This is a genomic window from Rhodococcus sp. NPDC060176 (assembly GCF_042728675.1).
Taxonomy (GTDB): domain Bacteria; phylum Actinomycetota; class Actinomycetes; order Mycobacteriales; family Mycobacteriaceae; genus Rhodococcus_F.
In genome coordinates this window covers 53042-67786 of sequence record NZ_JBHWYS010000008.1, presented here as the reverse complement: position 1 = coordinate 67786, position 14745 = coordinate 53042, and the positions used below count along the sequence as shown (strand labels likewise).

Genomic DNA, 14745 nt, shown 5'->3' with positions numbered 1-14745 from the left:
CCATCCGAGTGGGGTTGTCGAGAGGCGGCACATCCACGTGTGACCACTCACCCGGCTGGGGGTCCGCTCCGCTCAGACCCGAGCCGGGTGACAGTCAGGTCCGTGGCCCGGTCGACCGCAGGGAAACCCGAGGGCTCCTCCGAGGAGACGCCGCCGCACCGCGCTGAACCCCACCGCGTCACGCCACACACCAGGTTTCCCAAAAACAGCACGGGGATCGCTCCGCTCAGACCCGAGTCCGGTGACAGCCAAGCGGTGGCCAACAACGAGGGAAACCCGAAGCCGACACCAGGGGACCCACCGTCACCCAGAGGCAGCCCAAAAACGGATGACCCGCCACCAGCCGCCACCACAACACCCACACCGGCGGCCGGCAGAACCAACGCACCCGGCACAGGGGAAACCCGAAGGGCAACCCGAAGCCGACCCCAGGGCGACCGCATCGGGAGCCCCAAACCAGCCACACAACTCCAGCGGCGGAGCCGCACCCCAGCCCAACAACCCGACGCAACCACCACCAAACCGGCGCACTGCGAAGGGGGTCCTCACCCCGGGCGGCCCGTGAACAACGCAGGTTCCGAGCGAGCGAGGAACCGGAGTGGTTCACACAAAGGCCGCCCAAGGGGTGACCCCCGCGCAGAGCGCCGGCACCGACACCCACCCGGGAAGCGGGACACCCGCACGAGGCACGAGTCGCGGAAGTCCCGCAACACCCGGGGGTGGAGGTGAGTCGGCGCGGTCGGGGTGGTGTGGGTGGGGGCTTTTCTCGGGTGTTTCAGCTGGAGAACCCTGGTGGTTGGGTCGTGTTGCAGTTCCCCACGCGGTGGGGGTTCTGGTGGGGCGCTTGCTGGGCTTGGCCGGGTGGCGCGCTGTTCAGTGCAGTCGATGTGTGGAAGGTGGGTGTCTGGTGCCGGAATTGGTCGGTGGCGGGGTGGGTTTCGATCGGGTTGTGTTGACGAGGAAGCGGCGGGCGGCTGCGGCTCGGTCGGCGAATCAGGGGGCCGGTGCGGGAACGGCGCGTAGGCACGGGTGGAAGCGGACGCCGGCGGATGAGGAGCTGCTCGATTTCGCGGGCAGGTTCGGTGCGGTCACGTTGAGGCATGCGACGCAGCACTTCTATGGGGGTGTGTGGGAGACCGCGAGGAAGCGTGTTCAGTACATGGCTGAGGCTGGGTTGTTGGATCGCAACGACAACCTGAAGTGGGCGGGGACGTTGATCTATCCGACGGCGGCAGGCATGTCGGCGGTGCGGGCGTTGGGGCATCCGGACTTGCGTGCGATCGCACCGAGCGATGAGCGGATGCTTCATCGGTTGTTGGTCGCGGAGGCTGCGTTGCGGATGCACGCCCGCAGTGTCCCGGTGATCTCGGAGCGGCAGATGCGTGCGGTTGAGCGGGCGGAGGACGGTGGCCGGGCGGCCGAGGCATTCGCGTTGTTGTCCGGGGTGGCGGTGGACGGCTCTGGGGAATCCGGGGGGCCGATAGTGCGGCCGACAGTTGATGGAGTGGGCCGGGTTCGGTGGTGGGGAATTCCTGCTGGGACGAAGGGGGAGGTGCACTGGCCGGACTTCATGGCGATCGTGGGTGGCCGGATGGTGGCGGTCGAGGTGGAGATCGCGATGAAGGAGCGGTGGCGGATGCTGTCGGTGTTGCGGGGCTACAAGATGGCGATCGAGGGGGGTCACATCGCGCAGGTGCTTTGGCAGGTGACGCCGGATGTGTTGGTTCAGTTGCAAGGCCGTCGCGGTTCGAACGGGTGGGAGGACGGGTTACTTCAGGAGCTCGGCTATCTCGAATCTGGGCGCGTTCCGGATTGGTCGGTGAAGGGCCGTCCCATGGTGGTGCGGGCGATCGAAGGGTCCGATGAGGGCGTTCGATATGCCTTGTCGCAACGCGTGCTCGTGCCGTCGATCCGGTCGTCGTATCGGCAGTGGAAGGTGTGGCGGTCGATCTGGATGGAGGAGTCGCCGTCGCTGGATTTCGAGGATTGGCTGATGCGCCCGACGACGATGGCGCGGTTGCGTTCGATGACCTGATCGTTTCTCGGCGGGGCGTTTGGTTGAGACTTGGCTTCTGGTGTCGACTGCTCTTCTGGAGGTTCCTCGTGGTGACTGTGGATGACTCGGTGCCTTCGGGCTGGCAGTTCCTGCTGCTCGCGGACGACATCCCGGATGGGGTGCCGGCGGCGGTTGCAGTGGCATGTCGGTCTGTCGGTCGAGATCTTCGGTGTGCGCAGGACGGTGGAGAGATCGACGTCGATCAGATGATGTGGACAGTCCAGGTGAAGGGTGAGGGTTCGGCTCGTTCGTGGCGAGTGGGGTGGGTAGCGCGAGGCCGGTATGACTCCACAGCAATGGACTCGGGGTGGCTTCATGTCGCCCTCGACGATCAGCCGGCGGTGACCGTGCATGTCGCCGAAACGGTTCAGAAGCACTTGGCGGTACACGGATCTGTTCAGTGGCCTTCCGGCAGTGGCCAACTCCTTCAAGCGTCGGCAAGGGGGCTGTTACCCGCCTGGATCGCGCCGCGGACCGGGCGCATTGTCAGTCGTATCGGCGCGCTGTGTAGTCCCGTCTCGAACAGGTAGAGCTGCGTCGACCCGACACTCGGGGGGGGTGAGTGCCGGGTCGACTTCGGCAGCCTAGCGGAGAGGCTGCCGGTGCGGTTCCCACTCGGGGGAGGGAAGAGGGAACCGCGGCGCGCCACCGGATCGGGGGAACCCGGCGGCGAGGTTCTGTGATTACGCTGCGCGCTCGATCTCCAGCGCGGTGCGCCAGTGCGGCAGACGGATGATGAGTGCTCGTTGGGCTTGTTCGGCGGTCTGCCAACTCTGCTGGGTTTCGGTCGTCGCGGTGTCCCAGTTGAGCCCTGTGATCGTTCGGTACGACAACGCGGCGACTGTCTCCGGATCCGTGGTGATCCGCCAAGCGTCGAACAGCCAGAGGTTCTCGAAGGCGGCGTTGACGGGTGGCCATTCACTTCCGTCGCCCCGGCCCAGCCACCCCAATTCGGCGAGATCTCGCACCGCAGGAGCTACGGGCCATGCAGGTGTCAGCCGGAACTCGCCGGAGTTGATGGTCATGCGGTGGATGGTCATCGGGATGACTCCTTGGGGTCGGTGTCCGTGGTGCCATCAACCTTTCCTGCCGTCCCATCCTGTGTTTCAGTCCGTTTTCGGGACGGCGGTGTAGTGATGCCGAACCCTCCGCGCCGCTGCGACGTCCAGACGAAACCGAGCTGGTTGAGCTCTTCGATCCGTGCAGAATCGGTCAGCCGGCCCGTGTGCGCCTGTTTGCGGCGGGTCTGCACCCACATGCCGAGTTGATATCCATCTGGACTGACGTAGCGGCGCGGTACGTCTGCGTCACCGTGTTCGGCGATATAGGTACGTAGGTGTGTGATCCCGTCGTTCCACTGTTCTTGATGGAGGGCGGTGGGCCCTTGAACTCCACGCCGTGGGTGGAGAACGAAACCGGATGCGTTGAGGGCCGCGATTCGTTGCTCGGTCATCGCGGGGCTGTTGTTCCTGATTGCGAGGCGTTTGACCGCTACCCATCGGCCGAGGCGGAATCCCTCGGCGGTAACGAATGTGCGGGGGACGCGTCCGTGGCCATGCTCGTTGACGTAGGCGCGCAAATGAGCAATTCCGGCATTGAACCGCTCGTCATTCCTCATACTCCGGAACGTTATGTGGGGGGTTCTCCAACTGTTTCTGTCAGCTGCAGACCTCGCGGACCGAGCGCCCGCAGCGCCGGCCCCGGGTGGTGATCGGTCGTCACGCCCGATTGACGGCGCGGCACTGGCGTTCGATTCGCTGGCGAATCCGGTCAGGATTGCACAGCACACTGAGCAGATACAGAAAGGGCAGGTACACGAGTTCCGGGGGGAGTTTCCCATCGTGCTGAGCGAGTATCCGTGTCACGCGCGGCTCGCCGGACTTGCCCCCAAAGCCGTGCGTCGCATTACGACGTGCCCGTAGGACAGCAGCGATCGCCTTGTCCGGAGTCAGGGACTCGACCTGGCCGTCGGATTTGACGAAGTCGACCGTTTCGGTGTTTCGGTGCTCTTTTATGAAGAATCCGTCGGCAACATTCGAAAGTGAGCTGACAGCTGCTTCGACGTTCGGGAGGAGAACACCAGCGACGGATGCGGGCATCGCTTCCTTGACTTCGCCGAGCGATTTCCGCGCGCGAGCGGGATCACACAGTGCCCCCATGTCTCCGCCGAGGAACGCTTCGCTGACCAGATCCAGCGCGCTGAAGGTCAGGATTCGGGCCCCGTACTGGTCACGCCAAGACAGCAGACTCGACGTCACCCGGTTGAAGAGTTCCTCGGCGTTCATCATCCAATTCTGGTGGTGATACGGCAGGTAGCAGTCGTTGGCATCGCGGTAAGAGGTGGGATCGCTGAGGTAGGTGAACATCTGGTTGAGTCTCATTGCCCACCAGTCCACTGCTTCTGCGCAAGCCCGTTCCGCGACAGCTGCACGCTGTTCTGGCCACTGAATCGGCGCGTCCCGTGGAAGAAGCTGCAACGGCTCCACGGGGATGGGTGCGACGCCATTGATGGCGGTACCGAAACTGAAGATGACCGTGCTCCCCAGTCGCTGGCCGTGGACAGCCCACACATCGGGTGCGCGACAGGCCAGCAACGGACCGGCGTAGGTGTCGGTGAGAAGTCCTGGTCCTGCCAGCGCCTCGCTGGAGGCGAACACAGAGCGCTCGGTCAGTTCGTCGGCCCCGCCCCGGCGGAGTTGGTCGAGCAAAACTGGATCGTGCTCGAATCTCATGACGATGGCTGGGAGCTTGGATCGCGCGTACAAACGGTTATCGATCGACAGCCAGTGTGCGGTAACACATGGAAAAACTGCTTCCTGAACGTCTGAGAAGCCGAGTTTCGTCAATTTCTCATGGCATGTTCGGGACGCGTCGATGAGGTCGGCGTCCGCGGCGGCGAGAATGTCGAGCTGGATCTTGTACAAGAAGGGTGCGAGCGATCCCGAATTGAGCCGAGCGTCGATCGTTCGGTGTCCCTCCTGAAGTTCATCCCGCGACATCGCGGGATGAATTTCATCCGATGGAGGGGTAAGGAGGTCGAACCTGTCGTCCCGAAACCACGGCGCAGCCAGTGTTTTGGCCTCGACGAGGGCGCGTTCTGCCCATGGCCGGCGGGCAACCGAGTCTCTCAGCTCCCATGCACCGGCCTCTGCCCCGTGGCGAGCGTCGAGACCCATCCGCTCGAATAGCGCATTGATTTGGCCGCCGTACAGTTCGCCGGGAAGAGTGACAGACACTGAATCGGAGCTGACCATCGACCGATTCTAGGGACCGCTCTGCCCGGACACTCTGTTGGAGCGCTGGCGAGGCCACGTTAAGCGTTCATTCAGTCACGAGGACGGCGCATCTTCGCGGGCCAACAGCGCTTCTGTGCGGGCGAGGAGTTCGGCGGTTCGGCTGTCGAGGTCGTCGAATGCGTCGTCGAGTTCTGCCATAGACTCCGCGCCGGCTCTCCGCGCGGCGATGCCTGCGTCGTACTTGGCGGCGAGTTCGTCGGCGGTGTAGTCGACGAACTGGGACGTTGATTCGTCCTTGTCGGTGGGGTCACTGTAGGCGGCGGTCGCGACGTCTTCGACGACATCTGTCCATCCATCGTCGAAATGGCGCACTGTGCGGTCGGGTCGATGGCGGGCATTGCCTGATAGGTGCGCGGAAGCGATGGAGGTGACGGCGTGGCGGGACAGTCCGCTGCGTCCGAGTGGTTCGTGTCCCCATCGGTCGAATGCGGGCAGGAGTGGGCCGTCGAACCGTATTCGGGGGAGCGGTTGGGTGCCGATGATGGTGTTGTCCGTGACTGGTGTGGCCGCGAGTAGCGACTCGGCGACCATCCGGTTCGTCGGGTGTCGGTCGTTGAACGCCTGCAATCGGGCCCACCGTAGGTAAACCGGTGCGGTGCCCGCGCGGGGGTCTTCGAGGTCTGCGGGGACGGTGATGTCGTGTCCACCTCGAACGTGGATTTCGGGCCCGGTGAAGATGATGTCGCTGCGGCGGAGCCGGCCGATTTCTGTGGGGGAGAGGTGCAGGTAGCAGGACAGCACCAGCAGAAGCGCGTCACGTCGACCGAAGAGTCCACCTGGCCATCCTGTGGTTGGCAGGTGCGCGATCACGTCGCGTGCTTGATCGCGTAGATCTGGGCGCGGTCGAGTGCGACGGGTAAGCCGATCCCGGAGCGCGCGAGCGGTGCCAGGTGCCGGGTACCCAGTGCGTTGGTGGACTGAGTTGATGGCAGTCAATCTCACGCGGTGAGTGTTGGTGGTCGCGGGATTTTCGTCGAGGTAGAGCGCGATCGTGACGGGGTCGGCGGGTAGTGCGCGCAGTTCGGCGGCTTGGCACCAGTCTGCGAACAGTTGCCAGTCATATCGGTACGCCTTCGCAACCGCGCTGGGCGGTGCCGGCGAACTCGGATGCGAGGCGGTCATTGGCCCATCGTCGCATCAGGGCTCGCCATCGAGGTCACGTCGCGGACGTCGGGAGGAGGATCGGGTATGCATCATCGATCCGTTTGCGCACCTCGTCCAGTTGGCCCAAGAAGATTGCCGCTCGACTGACCTTTGCCTTGGACAGGTCCGGGGCGCCTTGCGCACCAACGATGGTTCTCCAGTCGCTGATCAGGTCATCTAGTTGGTTGAGCTCCTCGTACATGTCGTCCACGATGGCCTTCACCGAGGGAACAGTGACGATCATTGATGCGGCTTCCACTGTTCCGTAGGCATTGAGCTGGTAGATCGCCATGAATTCAGTCAGCTCTTCCAACATTTTCGCTGCGTGCTCGGAGATGCCAGGCGGAGGGTCCTGTGTGAAGTATCCGTCGGTATCGTTGAACCACTCAAGGTGCAGCTCAATCTGGGTCAATCTCATGCACATAGCTCGAACTGGCAAACGGATTTCGGCGAGTGCTGCGATCTCACGGTCCCGTCTTGCCGCCCACAATGCCTGCTCGGCACGGGCCTCAGCTGCATTGATCGATTGCCATGCCCGATTTCGCGCTTTGGCGGAGTCAGTCAGAGCGACAAACACGGCACTAAACGTCGCGATACCCGCTACCCACGCCCCCACGGCCGCCCAGCCTCCTGCGGTCCACCTACTCGGATTGAGTTCGTTCCACAGAACTGCAGCTCCCAGGAAGGCCATCGCAAGGAACACGACGGTGATGACGCTCAAAATCACCACATCACCTGCGGTTACTGAACGTGAAACTCGTGAGGAAGGGCGCTCGGTCCGCACGGTGGGGCTGTCAGTCATTGGCAAAGGCTACCCAGGGCCCACAATGCTGACCGTGGTGTCGCTACAGGTCGAAGCCCGTGACGGCGTTGCCGGTGAGGGGGTTGTGCTCACGTGCGTAGATTTCGAGGGTTGCCGGATTCGAATGGCCGGTCTGGCGCATGATTTCGTGCGCTTGCGCGCCGTTGCGGAACGCCTGGGTGACGAAGCCGGCGCGGAGAGAGTGCCCTCCGAGCTTCGAGACCTTGGTGGGGGACAGACCCCCGTCTCGTGCCGCTCGCCGAATTGCAGCGTGGATGGCTGGCCCTGATAGCGCTGTCTCTCCGATGTTCCCGTTCACTCGGATGGGACGGAACACCGGTGCCGATGGATTCGGGATCGTCGGCACCGGTGTGTGGCACACGTGTGCGGTGAAGGGGACCGGTGAACGTAGGACTCGAATGACTCCGGGGCGACCATCAGCTTCATGAGCGAGGAGCACCTCGAGCCAGCGCCGATACAGGCACGGTGGGCACATCGCATGTCCGACAGCGACGGGTGCGGCTTTCACCATGCCCTCGCCGAACTGGTCGGACTTCGATCTACGAACTCGCAGGTGAAGACCGTCTGTGGGGTGGCATTCGATGTCTTGAAGGTCCAGGGCGGACAGCTCCGATCGGCGGAACGCCCCGAGGAAGCCGAGCAGGATCAGGAGACTGTCCCGCCGTTCCCTGAGCCGTGTCTGCCAGGTGGTTCCGCCGTCTCGCATGGCAGTGACTATGTGTGTGACTTCCGAGAGATCGAGTGGTGCTGCCCGTTTGGTGGGCCGCTCACCTGCTGCGGCATATGTTCGGCGTAGCCCAGAGAGCGTGTCTTTGACTACCTGGGAGTGTCCTGGGGCGGGGCGGGCACACGCTCGGTGCCAATAGTTGATCGAGGCGACCCAGCGCGTTAGTGAACTGGTGGCGTAGGCACGATCGCCCGTTTCGGTGCGCAGAGCTGCATGTTCAGTGAGGAAGTCCGCCACAGTATGCGGGTGTGCCGGCATTGATACGTGCCCGCGGATACTGCACCACTCGGTGAACTTGGTCCAGTCGTTTCGATAGTTGAGAGCGGTTGACGGAGCGTGACGTTGTTCAAGTGCCGCAAGGATCCGTGCTTCTGCATCCGGGGAGAGGACTGGAGGTTCGGATTGGGCAGGGACGGGAAGATTCGTCGCGTCGTTGAGCACGATCTCCGTCACTTGATCACCTGACCTCTCTTCTGTGATGACAGTAGCGAGTTGGTGTGACATCGCCTGTCGTCAGCTCGCTGTGGGCGCTCGTGTGTCGTCGTGGTTGAGACGTTGGGTGGGGAGCGGACTCCCATTCCCTACCCTTTCGCAGTTCGGAGCTGGCAGGATGAGCCTCGGCGGCATCACATCAGTGCAGGCCGCAGCCCTGTGAGTAGTTGCGGGCGCTGCGGTCCACTGTGACCGTCCCCTGTTGAGTGATAGTGGCGATCAGGCATTCACCGATCCCCAATGCGCCCGTCTCGGCGGGAGCGATCGACGTGCACGGAGTATGTACTTGCTCCAGGGCTATTTGACGGTCGCCCGTGTCGCTGACGACGGTGCTGGGTGTGCCGTAGGTGAAGTTGGGAGCATTCCACAGGCTTGCAGCTGTGAAGGCTGACTGTTGACCTGCAGAGCGCAGTGTTTGAAGGAGACTGTCGTTGTCCTCGAGTGCCTGGTTACGGACAAGAACGAGGTCGCGTCCCGTCGGTGGCAACCAGATGATGTGCTCGGGCGCTGTCTGAGGGTCGCTTGTGTCGAGCGACCGGCACATGGTGTGAGGCATGGTCTCGGCAATCTGGCGTCTGGGCCAGTCCGCACTGTCGCTGGCACTGCCGTCTGCGGATGTTCTCTCCGCAGCGAGGCTTCCGGCTCCCGGCGCAGTGTGGGCGGGAGCTGTCTCGCTCGGTGAGCATCCCGCGGCGAGTCCAGCTACGAGCAGGGACGTGCATGCCAGTTGACGAGCCTTCATTGTGATCTTCTCCCTGTATGACGTCGGGGTATTGGACCACGCTGGTTCTCCGAGCTGTTTACAGCTGCTGCCACTGCGTTGCTGACCTCATACCGAGACGGACTCCGGCGACTCGCCGGCCGCGATGCGGGCGAGTCGGTGCTGCTGTTCGCCGATTCCGCGGGTGCCGGCAAGTGGGGTACGAGCGTCGGGCCACACGAATTGGGCGAGGCGGGAGTAGTTCCGCCCGCCAAGGATGACGACGTCTGGATGACCGAGTAGCCCTTGGGTGTCAGCTTGGGCGATCAAGCAATCTGCGGTAATCGAGCCGGGCTGGCCGAGACGCAGCTCGTACGGGTCGATGACCTGCTCCAGATTCAGAAGACCGTGGAATGCGCTGATGATCCGGATGTTGGCGTTGGTGGTGAGGGCTTTCGCCGCTCGCTGCGTCATTCGGTGATATCCGCCGGTGTAAAGGTTGCCTGCGGGTCGGGCATACGGGGCCTTACTGGCACCGCAGGGGATGATCACCAGGGGATCGTCGTGGGTCTTTTCTCGGATTGGGGTGATCGAGGAGGGGGAGGATGCGTCGCGTTGGAGGTCGTAGGCAACGTGATCTGCGATGGTCCATCGCATCCAGTGCCACCCTTCACGCGCGGCGAGGTTGTCGACCTGGCCTGCGCGGAATGCGGCAGTTTCGAATGGTGTCGTCCATAGGTGCAGGTCGGTATTGGGAAGGGTCATTTCGACGTCGTCGTAGGGTCGGAAGAGCCGGGTGTGCAGGTGTCCGATCGCGCGGGGGATTCCCATGTAGCGACCTCCCGTTCGTGGACCGATGCCAGGGCGAGAGACCACTAGGCCAACTTTCATGACGAGGCCTCGGCCGGGCTCGGGCGAAGTCATGTCTGAGGCGTCGTATCGGTAGGTGGGGGAGTAGGGCGACACTTCGAGTCCTTCACTGCTCGGCGAGTGGACGTTGAGCTGCTTGCCCATGTCCTGCCGAGATGGTGCATCCGGGCTGGTCCGGGTGTTTCACACCGCGGCGACTCAGCTCGTCAAGATCCTCTTTTCGTCATGTGACGCAATGACCCGGTTGGTGGAGTCGCTCCCGCAACGAGCACCGCCGCCACTTGTGCTCGATCTGGTCCACTTACCGCTTCACCGCCCGTTTTCACACGGAAACACGGGGTCGATTTCGGCCGAAATCGGCGGCTGGAGCGTCAAAAACACGCCGGTTTCACCATTCCTCTAAGTCGCAGGCGCACGGGCTAATGATGGCTCTAATGTTTATTAGAGATGGTTATCCGAACGATGGGTAAAGCGACCACGAACCGAGTCCAAGGGAGACTAGGTTTCCGCAGGTCAGGTCCTGTTCGACCAGCGCCTAGCGACCAGGTTTCGCGCAACTCTCGACGCCCCTCAGCTTGAGAGACAACGGTGAATCACCAGGTGAGAGAGCTACTCGCGCTCCAGAGCACCATCCATTCGAGGATCGTGCCGAGTCCGCGAGAAGATGCATAGATGACCGAGTTGAGTAAGGGCGCAAACATCGAACTGGCTGATGCCCGCATCCGCATCGCCGTTGACTTCCCAGCCGCCATGAACGGAGTTGACCTGTTCTCCGTATTGCTCAATGCGGCCGGGACCACAGACTCAGACCGCAACGTCGTGTACTTCAACCAACCGACTTCTGCGTGCGGCGGCGTGACGCTGGACGGACCGGCGATCCAACTACGCCTCGATTCGATCCCGGCAAACGTGCAGACGATCATCGTCGCCGCCGCGCTGGATGCCGACGCGCCGGGAACATTCGCCTCCCACGACGCTGGAACGGTGACCATGACCGCGAGCGGGGGAGTGGTTGCCAGCCATACGGTGACTGGAATGACCGAGGAGCGTTGCGTAGTCCTGCTCGAGGTCTACCGACGTAACAGTGCATGGAAGATTCGGGCAGTCTCTCAGGGATGGACAAACGGTGTCGCTGATCTGATCAAGTCCTACGGGATCGTCGTCGACGAACAGCAATCAGAGGATTCGCCCCTGTCCACGACCATCATAGTTCCCCCTGAGATGGCCGGAGAGCCAATGGGTTCCGGCGAAGCAGCATTCAGAAAACAGCGCGCCCGCCTCCCGATGAACGCATATGAGCAATTGCATGCGTCGGAGTACGAGCAAGGCTTAGTGCGGGGTACACATTTCGTGAAGTGGACCGACGAGATTGCACGGCTCAAACGCGAAGGCCACCTTAAGAAGCCTTGGTCGTCCTTGTCGAAATTCTCGACGCCACCGAACGCACCCAAGCCCAGGAACGCGCCAATGCCGAAGCCCGTGCGGCACTGCTCGGTTGGCGGATCGAGGACGTGGTGGTGCGGGAAACCCCACCGGGATGGACAGAAAACGCGGCGATCGTTTTGCGGAAACTCGGGGACTACGCGGGGGAAGTTGACGTCATTGACCGCTGGCTCGCCCATGCCGGAGACCGGGAGAATTGGGTGGGCGCCACCCACACGAAACTGCTCGCCCGCAGAGAGAAGGCACTAGCACTGAGAGATCGACACCTCGCAGGTTAGGTAGCAGCCGTTCTCACGAACCGTGATGTCCCAGTACGCTCGACGACGCCGACACCAGAGGTCATGAGGGGAGATCCGGCGTACGGATGGACACAAACTTTGAGACTGAATTAGAGAAGCTCGCGGTTCCGATGCATCTGCGGATACGCCACTCATTCAAGTACTTCGCCGCGATAATGCGTGGACGGTTCATCTCGCCATTTGAGAAACGCAAGCGTGTGTTTACTCTCGTTTACGCCGCGACTGTTTTGTCCTGTCTTGGCTTCGCGGTTTTGGTCGGGTGGGCCTCCGGATGGCAAGTGGCGGCCTCTTTCTTGACCACGGTGATAGCCCTCGGTATCCCTTTTTGCTTCGTGGCGTGGACTGTTGCATGGTCCCTCCAACGGGGACATGTCGTGTATGACAACGAGTATTCAGTCGCGGTGCGATTCCATCGCATCACCAAAGGCGCACTGTCCGGCCAGTGGATGGTTGACGATTTCCACAAAGATCCGTTCAAAATGCCCACGACCGATGTAGTTGCCGCACACGTCTATCCGCTGGGGATCCTGGCAAACGCCCACGGCGTCAATCTGTTTGCAACGGCCGCATCAACGACGCTCGACAAACACTATCGGCAATTCGGATTCGTCAGTATCTCCACGTGGACTGACCGCGGGACACTTCCACTCACGTACAAGAGGCGCCCACTTCTGGTGAGGGTTGCCGCCAAATCGCACGGCTCTTCAGATGTGCTTCGATCGCAGGAGTGAGGCCCGCGGATCAGATCTTCGATAGCCTTCCTTGGGCCCGAGCAGAGTGTTGGGGTCGTCCTGGCATGTGACCGGTCGGGGAGTGATCGGAAAGTCGGAGGGTTCGTGGCAAGTCAGGGGATCAAGAGGGCTGGAACGCTGGGATTGATCGGGCTGGGTGCAGGGATGCTCGCAGCGGCAGTCATGATCCCCACGTATGCAGCACCGGCGTTGATGAAGACGCCGCTGACGATCAAAGCACCGACGGTTTCGACTGACAGCTCGGCGACTCTGTTGGATATGTCGGCCATCGATCGCGGCGAGTTGGTCATCAATTCGGGTGTACCGGTCACTGTTCAGCAGTACGTCACGGCGGAGGAGCCTTCCGACGCCGACGTCGTGACAATTCAGTCGACGCAGAAGGTCTCGCGAGATGATCGCAGCGGCGACGCCGGCGTCGTCAGTGCGATGGTGTTCCGCGTGACGGTTGACCGATCGACGGCGATGCCTGTTGCGGAGCCGCCGGCGACGGTCCAGAGGTATTCGGACCGACCTGGCGATGAAGTTCATCCGGAGGGCGTGAATTTCAAGTTTCCGTTCGACGTCCAGCGGCAGGCGTACCCGTACTTCGACACGCTCGCACGCGAGACTTATCCCATCGAATTCGTGGAGTCGACCGAGATCGATGGAACTGAGGTCTATCACTTCTCGCACAAGATAGAGCCGATGGACACCGGAGGCAAGCTCACACTGCCGGCGGCGAATTGGGGGCTCGCTGGCGACCCGGAGGAGCAGGTGTTGATGCACCGCTTCTATACCGCTCAACGTGATCTCTGGGTAGAGCCAGTCACCGGTGCGATTGTTGCCGGTAAGCAGTACGCGCGGCAGTATTACGCCCGAACTGCTGAGGACCGCGAGTCGGTCACCATCGTGGAGATGACGCCTTCGCTCGACGAACAGACGCGGGCGGAGCAGCTCGCTCAGGCGGTCCGTTACAAGCGGCTCATCGTCTGGGGCACGCAGTACGCGCCGATCGGGTTGGGTATTGCCGGTGCGCTTGCACTCGTTGGCGGCTTTGTCTTGTTGTGGCGTTCCGGTCGAGAAGGATCCAAGGATCCAGATCGGCGTGACGATGCGCAGGCGGAAGTACGGGGAGAGATTTCTGATACCGGCCGTGATGCCAGTCTGGTTCGCTGAAGTCTGCTGGTGTCATCCACGCAACACCGTTCGGCAGGAGCCACGCACGCGGTAACTCGTTCCGTAGACTTCGTCCGCTGCCGTATGGCCCCGCCACCACAATGAAAGGCTCAGGACCATTTCAATGAGCGCATTCAACGCAACTGGGGACGTGTCTGCAACGTCCGTCCTGATTGCACATTTCCGAGCACTCGAATCCACCCGCGATGACGCGCTGTTCAACGATCCGTTGTCGCCGGCACTCGTGGACGCGTCGGGACTTCCAGTAGGACAGGCGAAGCTCGAACACGTCATCACCAATCGTGTGTACGAATCCGTCGCGGTGCGAACCCGCTACCTGGATGAGCGTGTCAGCGCGGCCGTGTCCAGGGGAGTTCGTCAGATTGTTCTCCCGGCCGCTGGACTCGATACTCGCGCTTTCCGTTTGAACTTGCCTGGCGATGTTTCCTTCTTCGAGATCGATCTGCCGACGGTGTTCGCCTTCAAGGAACCGGTACTCGAGCAGGCTGCCGCACAGTCGAGTGGCCCTCGGTCTGTGGTTTCCGCTGATCTGACCGAAGATTGGGTGCCGAAGCTGACGGCATCCGGTTTCGACCCTGAAGCGCCCACAGTCTGGGTGTTGGAGGGGATCTTGATGTATCTGACCGATGATCAGAACGATCACCTTCTCGACGCGTTGTCTGCTGTCTCCGCCGCCGGATCCGAGTTGCTGTTCGTTTCCTTTGCTCCCGGCATGATCGCGGAGGAGCAGACCAAGGATCTCTCTGGGATGGCCGATGCTGCCGGTTTCGGTTTCAAGTCGCACGTGGCGGACCCGAAGCAGTGGGTGAGCGAGCGCGGCTGGGATCTCGAGGACCAGACGACGATCAAGGAATTTGGGGCCAAGCTCGGCCGCGAAGTTCCCTATGACGAGGAAACTTTCGGCCCGGTCACCTGGCTGGTTCACGCCGTACGTTCGGATCTGTAGCCTTCGAGCCTGCAAAACGAGG

Annotated in this window: 14 protein-coding genes and 1 pseudogene; 7 read left to right on the top strand and 8 right to left on the bottom strand. The window is 62.2% G+C overall.

The window, feature by feature from the left end:
- Positions 1-907: 907 nt before the first annotated feature.
- Positions 908-2035: a hypothetical protein gene (locus ACFWEM_RS27720; RefSeq protein ID WP_378538972.1), complete on the top strand. Its 1128-nt coding sequence runs from the start codon at positions 908-910 to the stop codon at positions 2033-2035.
- Between the two features lie 71 nt (positions 2036-2106).
- On the top strand, positions 2107-2586 hold the full coding sequence (locus ACFWEM_RS27715) for a hypothetical protein (protein WP_378538971.1): 480 nt from the start codon (positions 2107-2109) through the stop codon (positions 2584-2586).
- Between the two features lie 153 nt (positions 2587-2739).
- On the opposite strand, the gene ACFWEM_RS27710 is transcribed toward ACFWEM_RS27715, so the two are convergent.
- From ACFWEM_RS27710 to ACFWEM_RS27675, 8 genes are all read right to left on the bottom strand, one after another.
- Positions 2740-3081 carry a hypothetical protein gene (locus ACFWEM_RS27710; RefSeq protein ID WP_378538970.1) on the bottom strand — a complete coding sequence of 114 codons (342 nt, stop codon included), beginning with the start codon at positions 3079-3081 and terminating at the stop codon, positions 2740-2742.
- A gap of 11 nt (positions 3082-3092) precedes the next feature.
- Complete coding sequence (locus tag ACFWEM_RS27705; RefSeq protein ID WP_378538969.1) at positions 3093-3674, bottom strand: helicase associated domain-containing protein; 582 nt, start codon at positions 3672-3674, stop codon at positions 3093-3095.
- 100 nt (positions 3675-3774) lie between these two features.
- A complete protein-coding gene (locus ACFWEM_RS27700) occupies positions 3775-5310 on the bottom strand; it encodes a hypothetical protein (protein ID WP_378538968.1) in 1536 nt (511 codons plus the stop codon).
- A gap of 75 nt (positions 5311-5385) precedes the next feature.
- On the bottom strand, positions 5386-6474 hold the full coding sequence (locus ACFWEM_RS27695; protein WP_378538967.1) for a hypothetical protein: 1089 nt from the start codon (positions 6472-6474) through the stop codon (positions 5386-5388).
- A gap of 34 nt (positions 6475-6508) precedes the next feature.
- Positions 6509-7297 carry a hypothetical protein gene (locus ACFWEM_RS27690; protein WP_378538966.1) on the bottom strand — a complete coding sequence of 263 codons (789 nt, stop codon included), beginning with the start codon at positions 7295-7297 and terminating at the stop codon, positions 6509-6511.
- Positions 7298-7340: 43 nt separating this feature from the next.
- Positions 7341-8498: a site-specific integrase gene (locus tag ACFWEM_RS27685; RefSeq protein ID WP_378538965.1), complete on the bottom strand. Its 1158-nt coding sequence runs from the start codon at positions 8496-8498 to the stop codon at positions 7341-7343.
- A gap of 178 nt (positions 8499-8676) precedes the next feature.
- Positions 8677-9279, bottom strand: coding sequence for a hypothetical protein (locus tag ACFWEM_RS27680; protein WP_378538964.1), 603 nt, complete (start codon positions 9277-9279; stop codon positions 8677-8679).
- An 87-nt stretch (positions 9280-9366) separates the two neighbouring features.
- Positions 9367-10068, bottom strand: coding sequence for a DUF6884 domain-containing protein (locus ACFWEM_RS27675; protein ID WP_378538963.1), 702 nt, complete (start codon positions 10066-10068; stop codon positions 9367-9369).
- Between the two features lie 711 nt (positions 10069-10779).
- Here ACFWEM_RS27675 and ACFWEM_RS27670 point away from each other — a divergent pair.
- The 5 genes and pseudogenes from ACFWEM_RS27670 to ACFWEM_RS27650 form a co-directional block, all read left to right on the top strand.
- Positions 10780-11199 (top strand): annotated as a pseudogene (locus ACFWEM_RS27670) (TerD family protein); the annotation flags it as partial.
- Between the two features lie 314 nt (positions 11200-11513).
- On the top strand, positions 11514-11828 hold the full coding sequence (locus tag ACFWEM_RS27665; RefSeq protein ID WP_378539146.1) for a hypothetical protein: 315 nt from the start codon (positions 11514-11516) through the stop codon (positions 11826-11828).
- 86 nt (positions 11829-11914) lie between these two features.
- Positions 11915-12580, top strand: coding sequence for a hypothetical protein (locus ACFWEM_RS27660; protein WP_378538962.1), 666 nt, complete (start codon positions 11915-11917; stop codon positions 12578-12580).
- A 105-nt stretch (positions 12581-12685) separates the two neighbouring features.
- Positions 12686-13756, top strand: a complete 1071-nt coding sequence (locus ACFWEM_RS27655) for a DUF3068 domain-containing protein (protein ID WP_378538961.1) — start codon at positions 12686-12688, stop codon at positions 13754-13756.
- A gap of 124 nt (positions 13757-13880) precedes the next feature.
- Entirely contained in the window at positions 13881-14723 is an 843-nt protein-coding gene (locus ACFWEM_RS27650) for a class I SAM-dependent methyltransferase (RefSeq protein WP_378538960.1), read from the top strand.
- Positions 14724-14745: the final 22 nt, after the last annotated feature.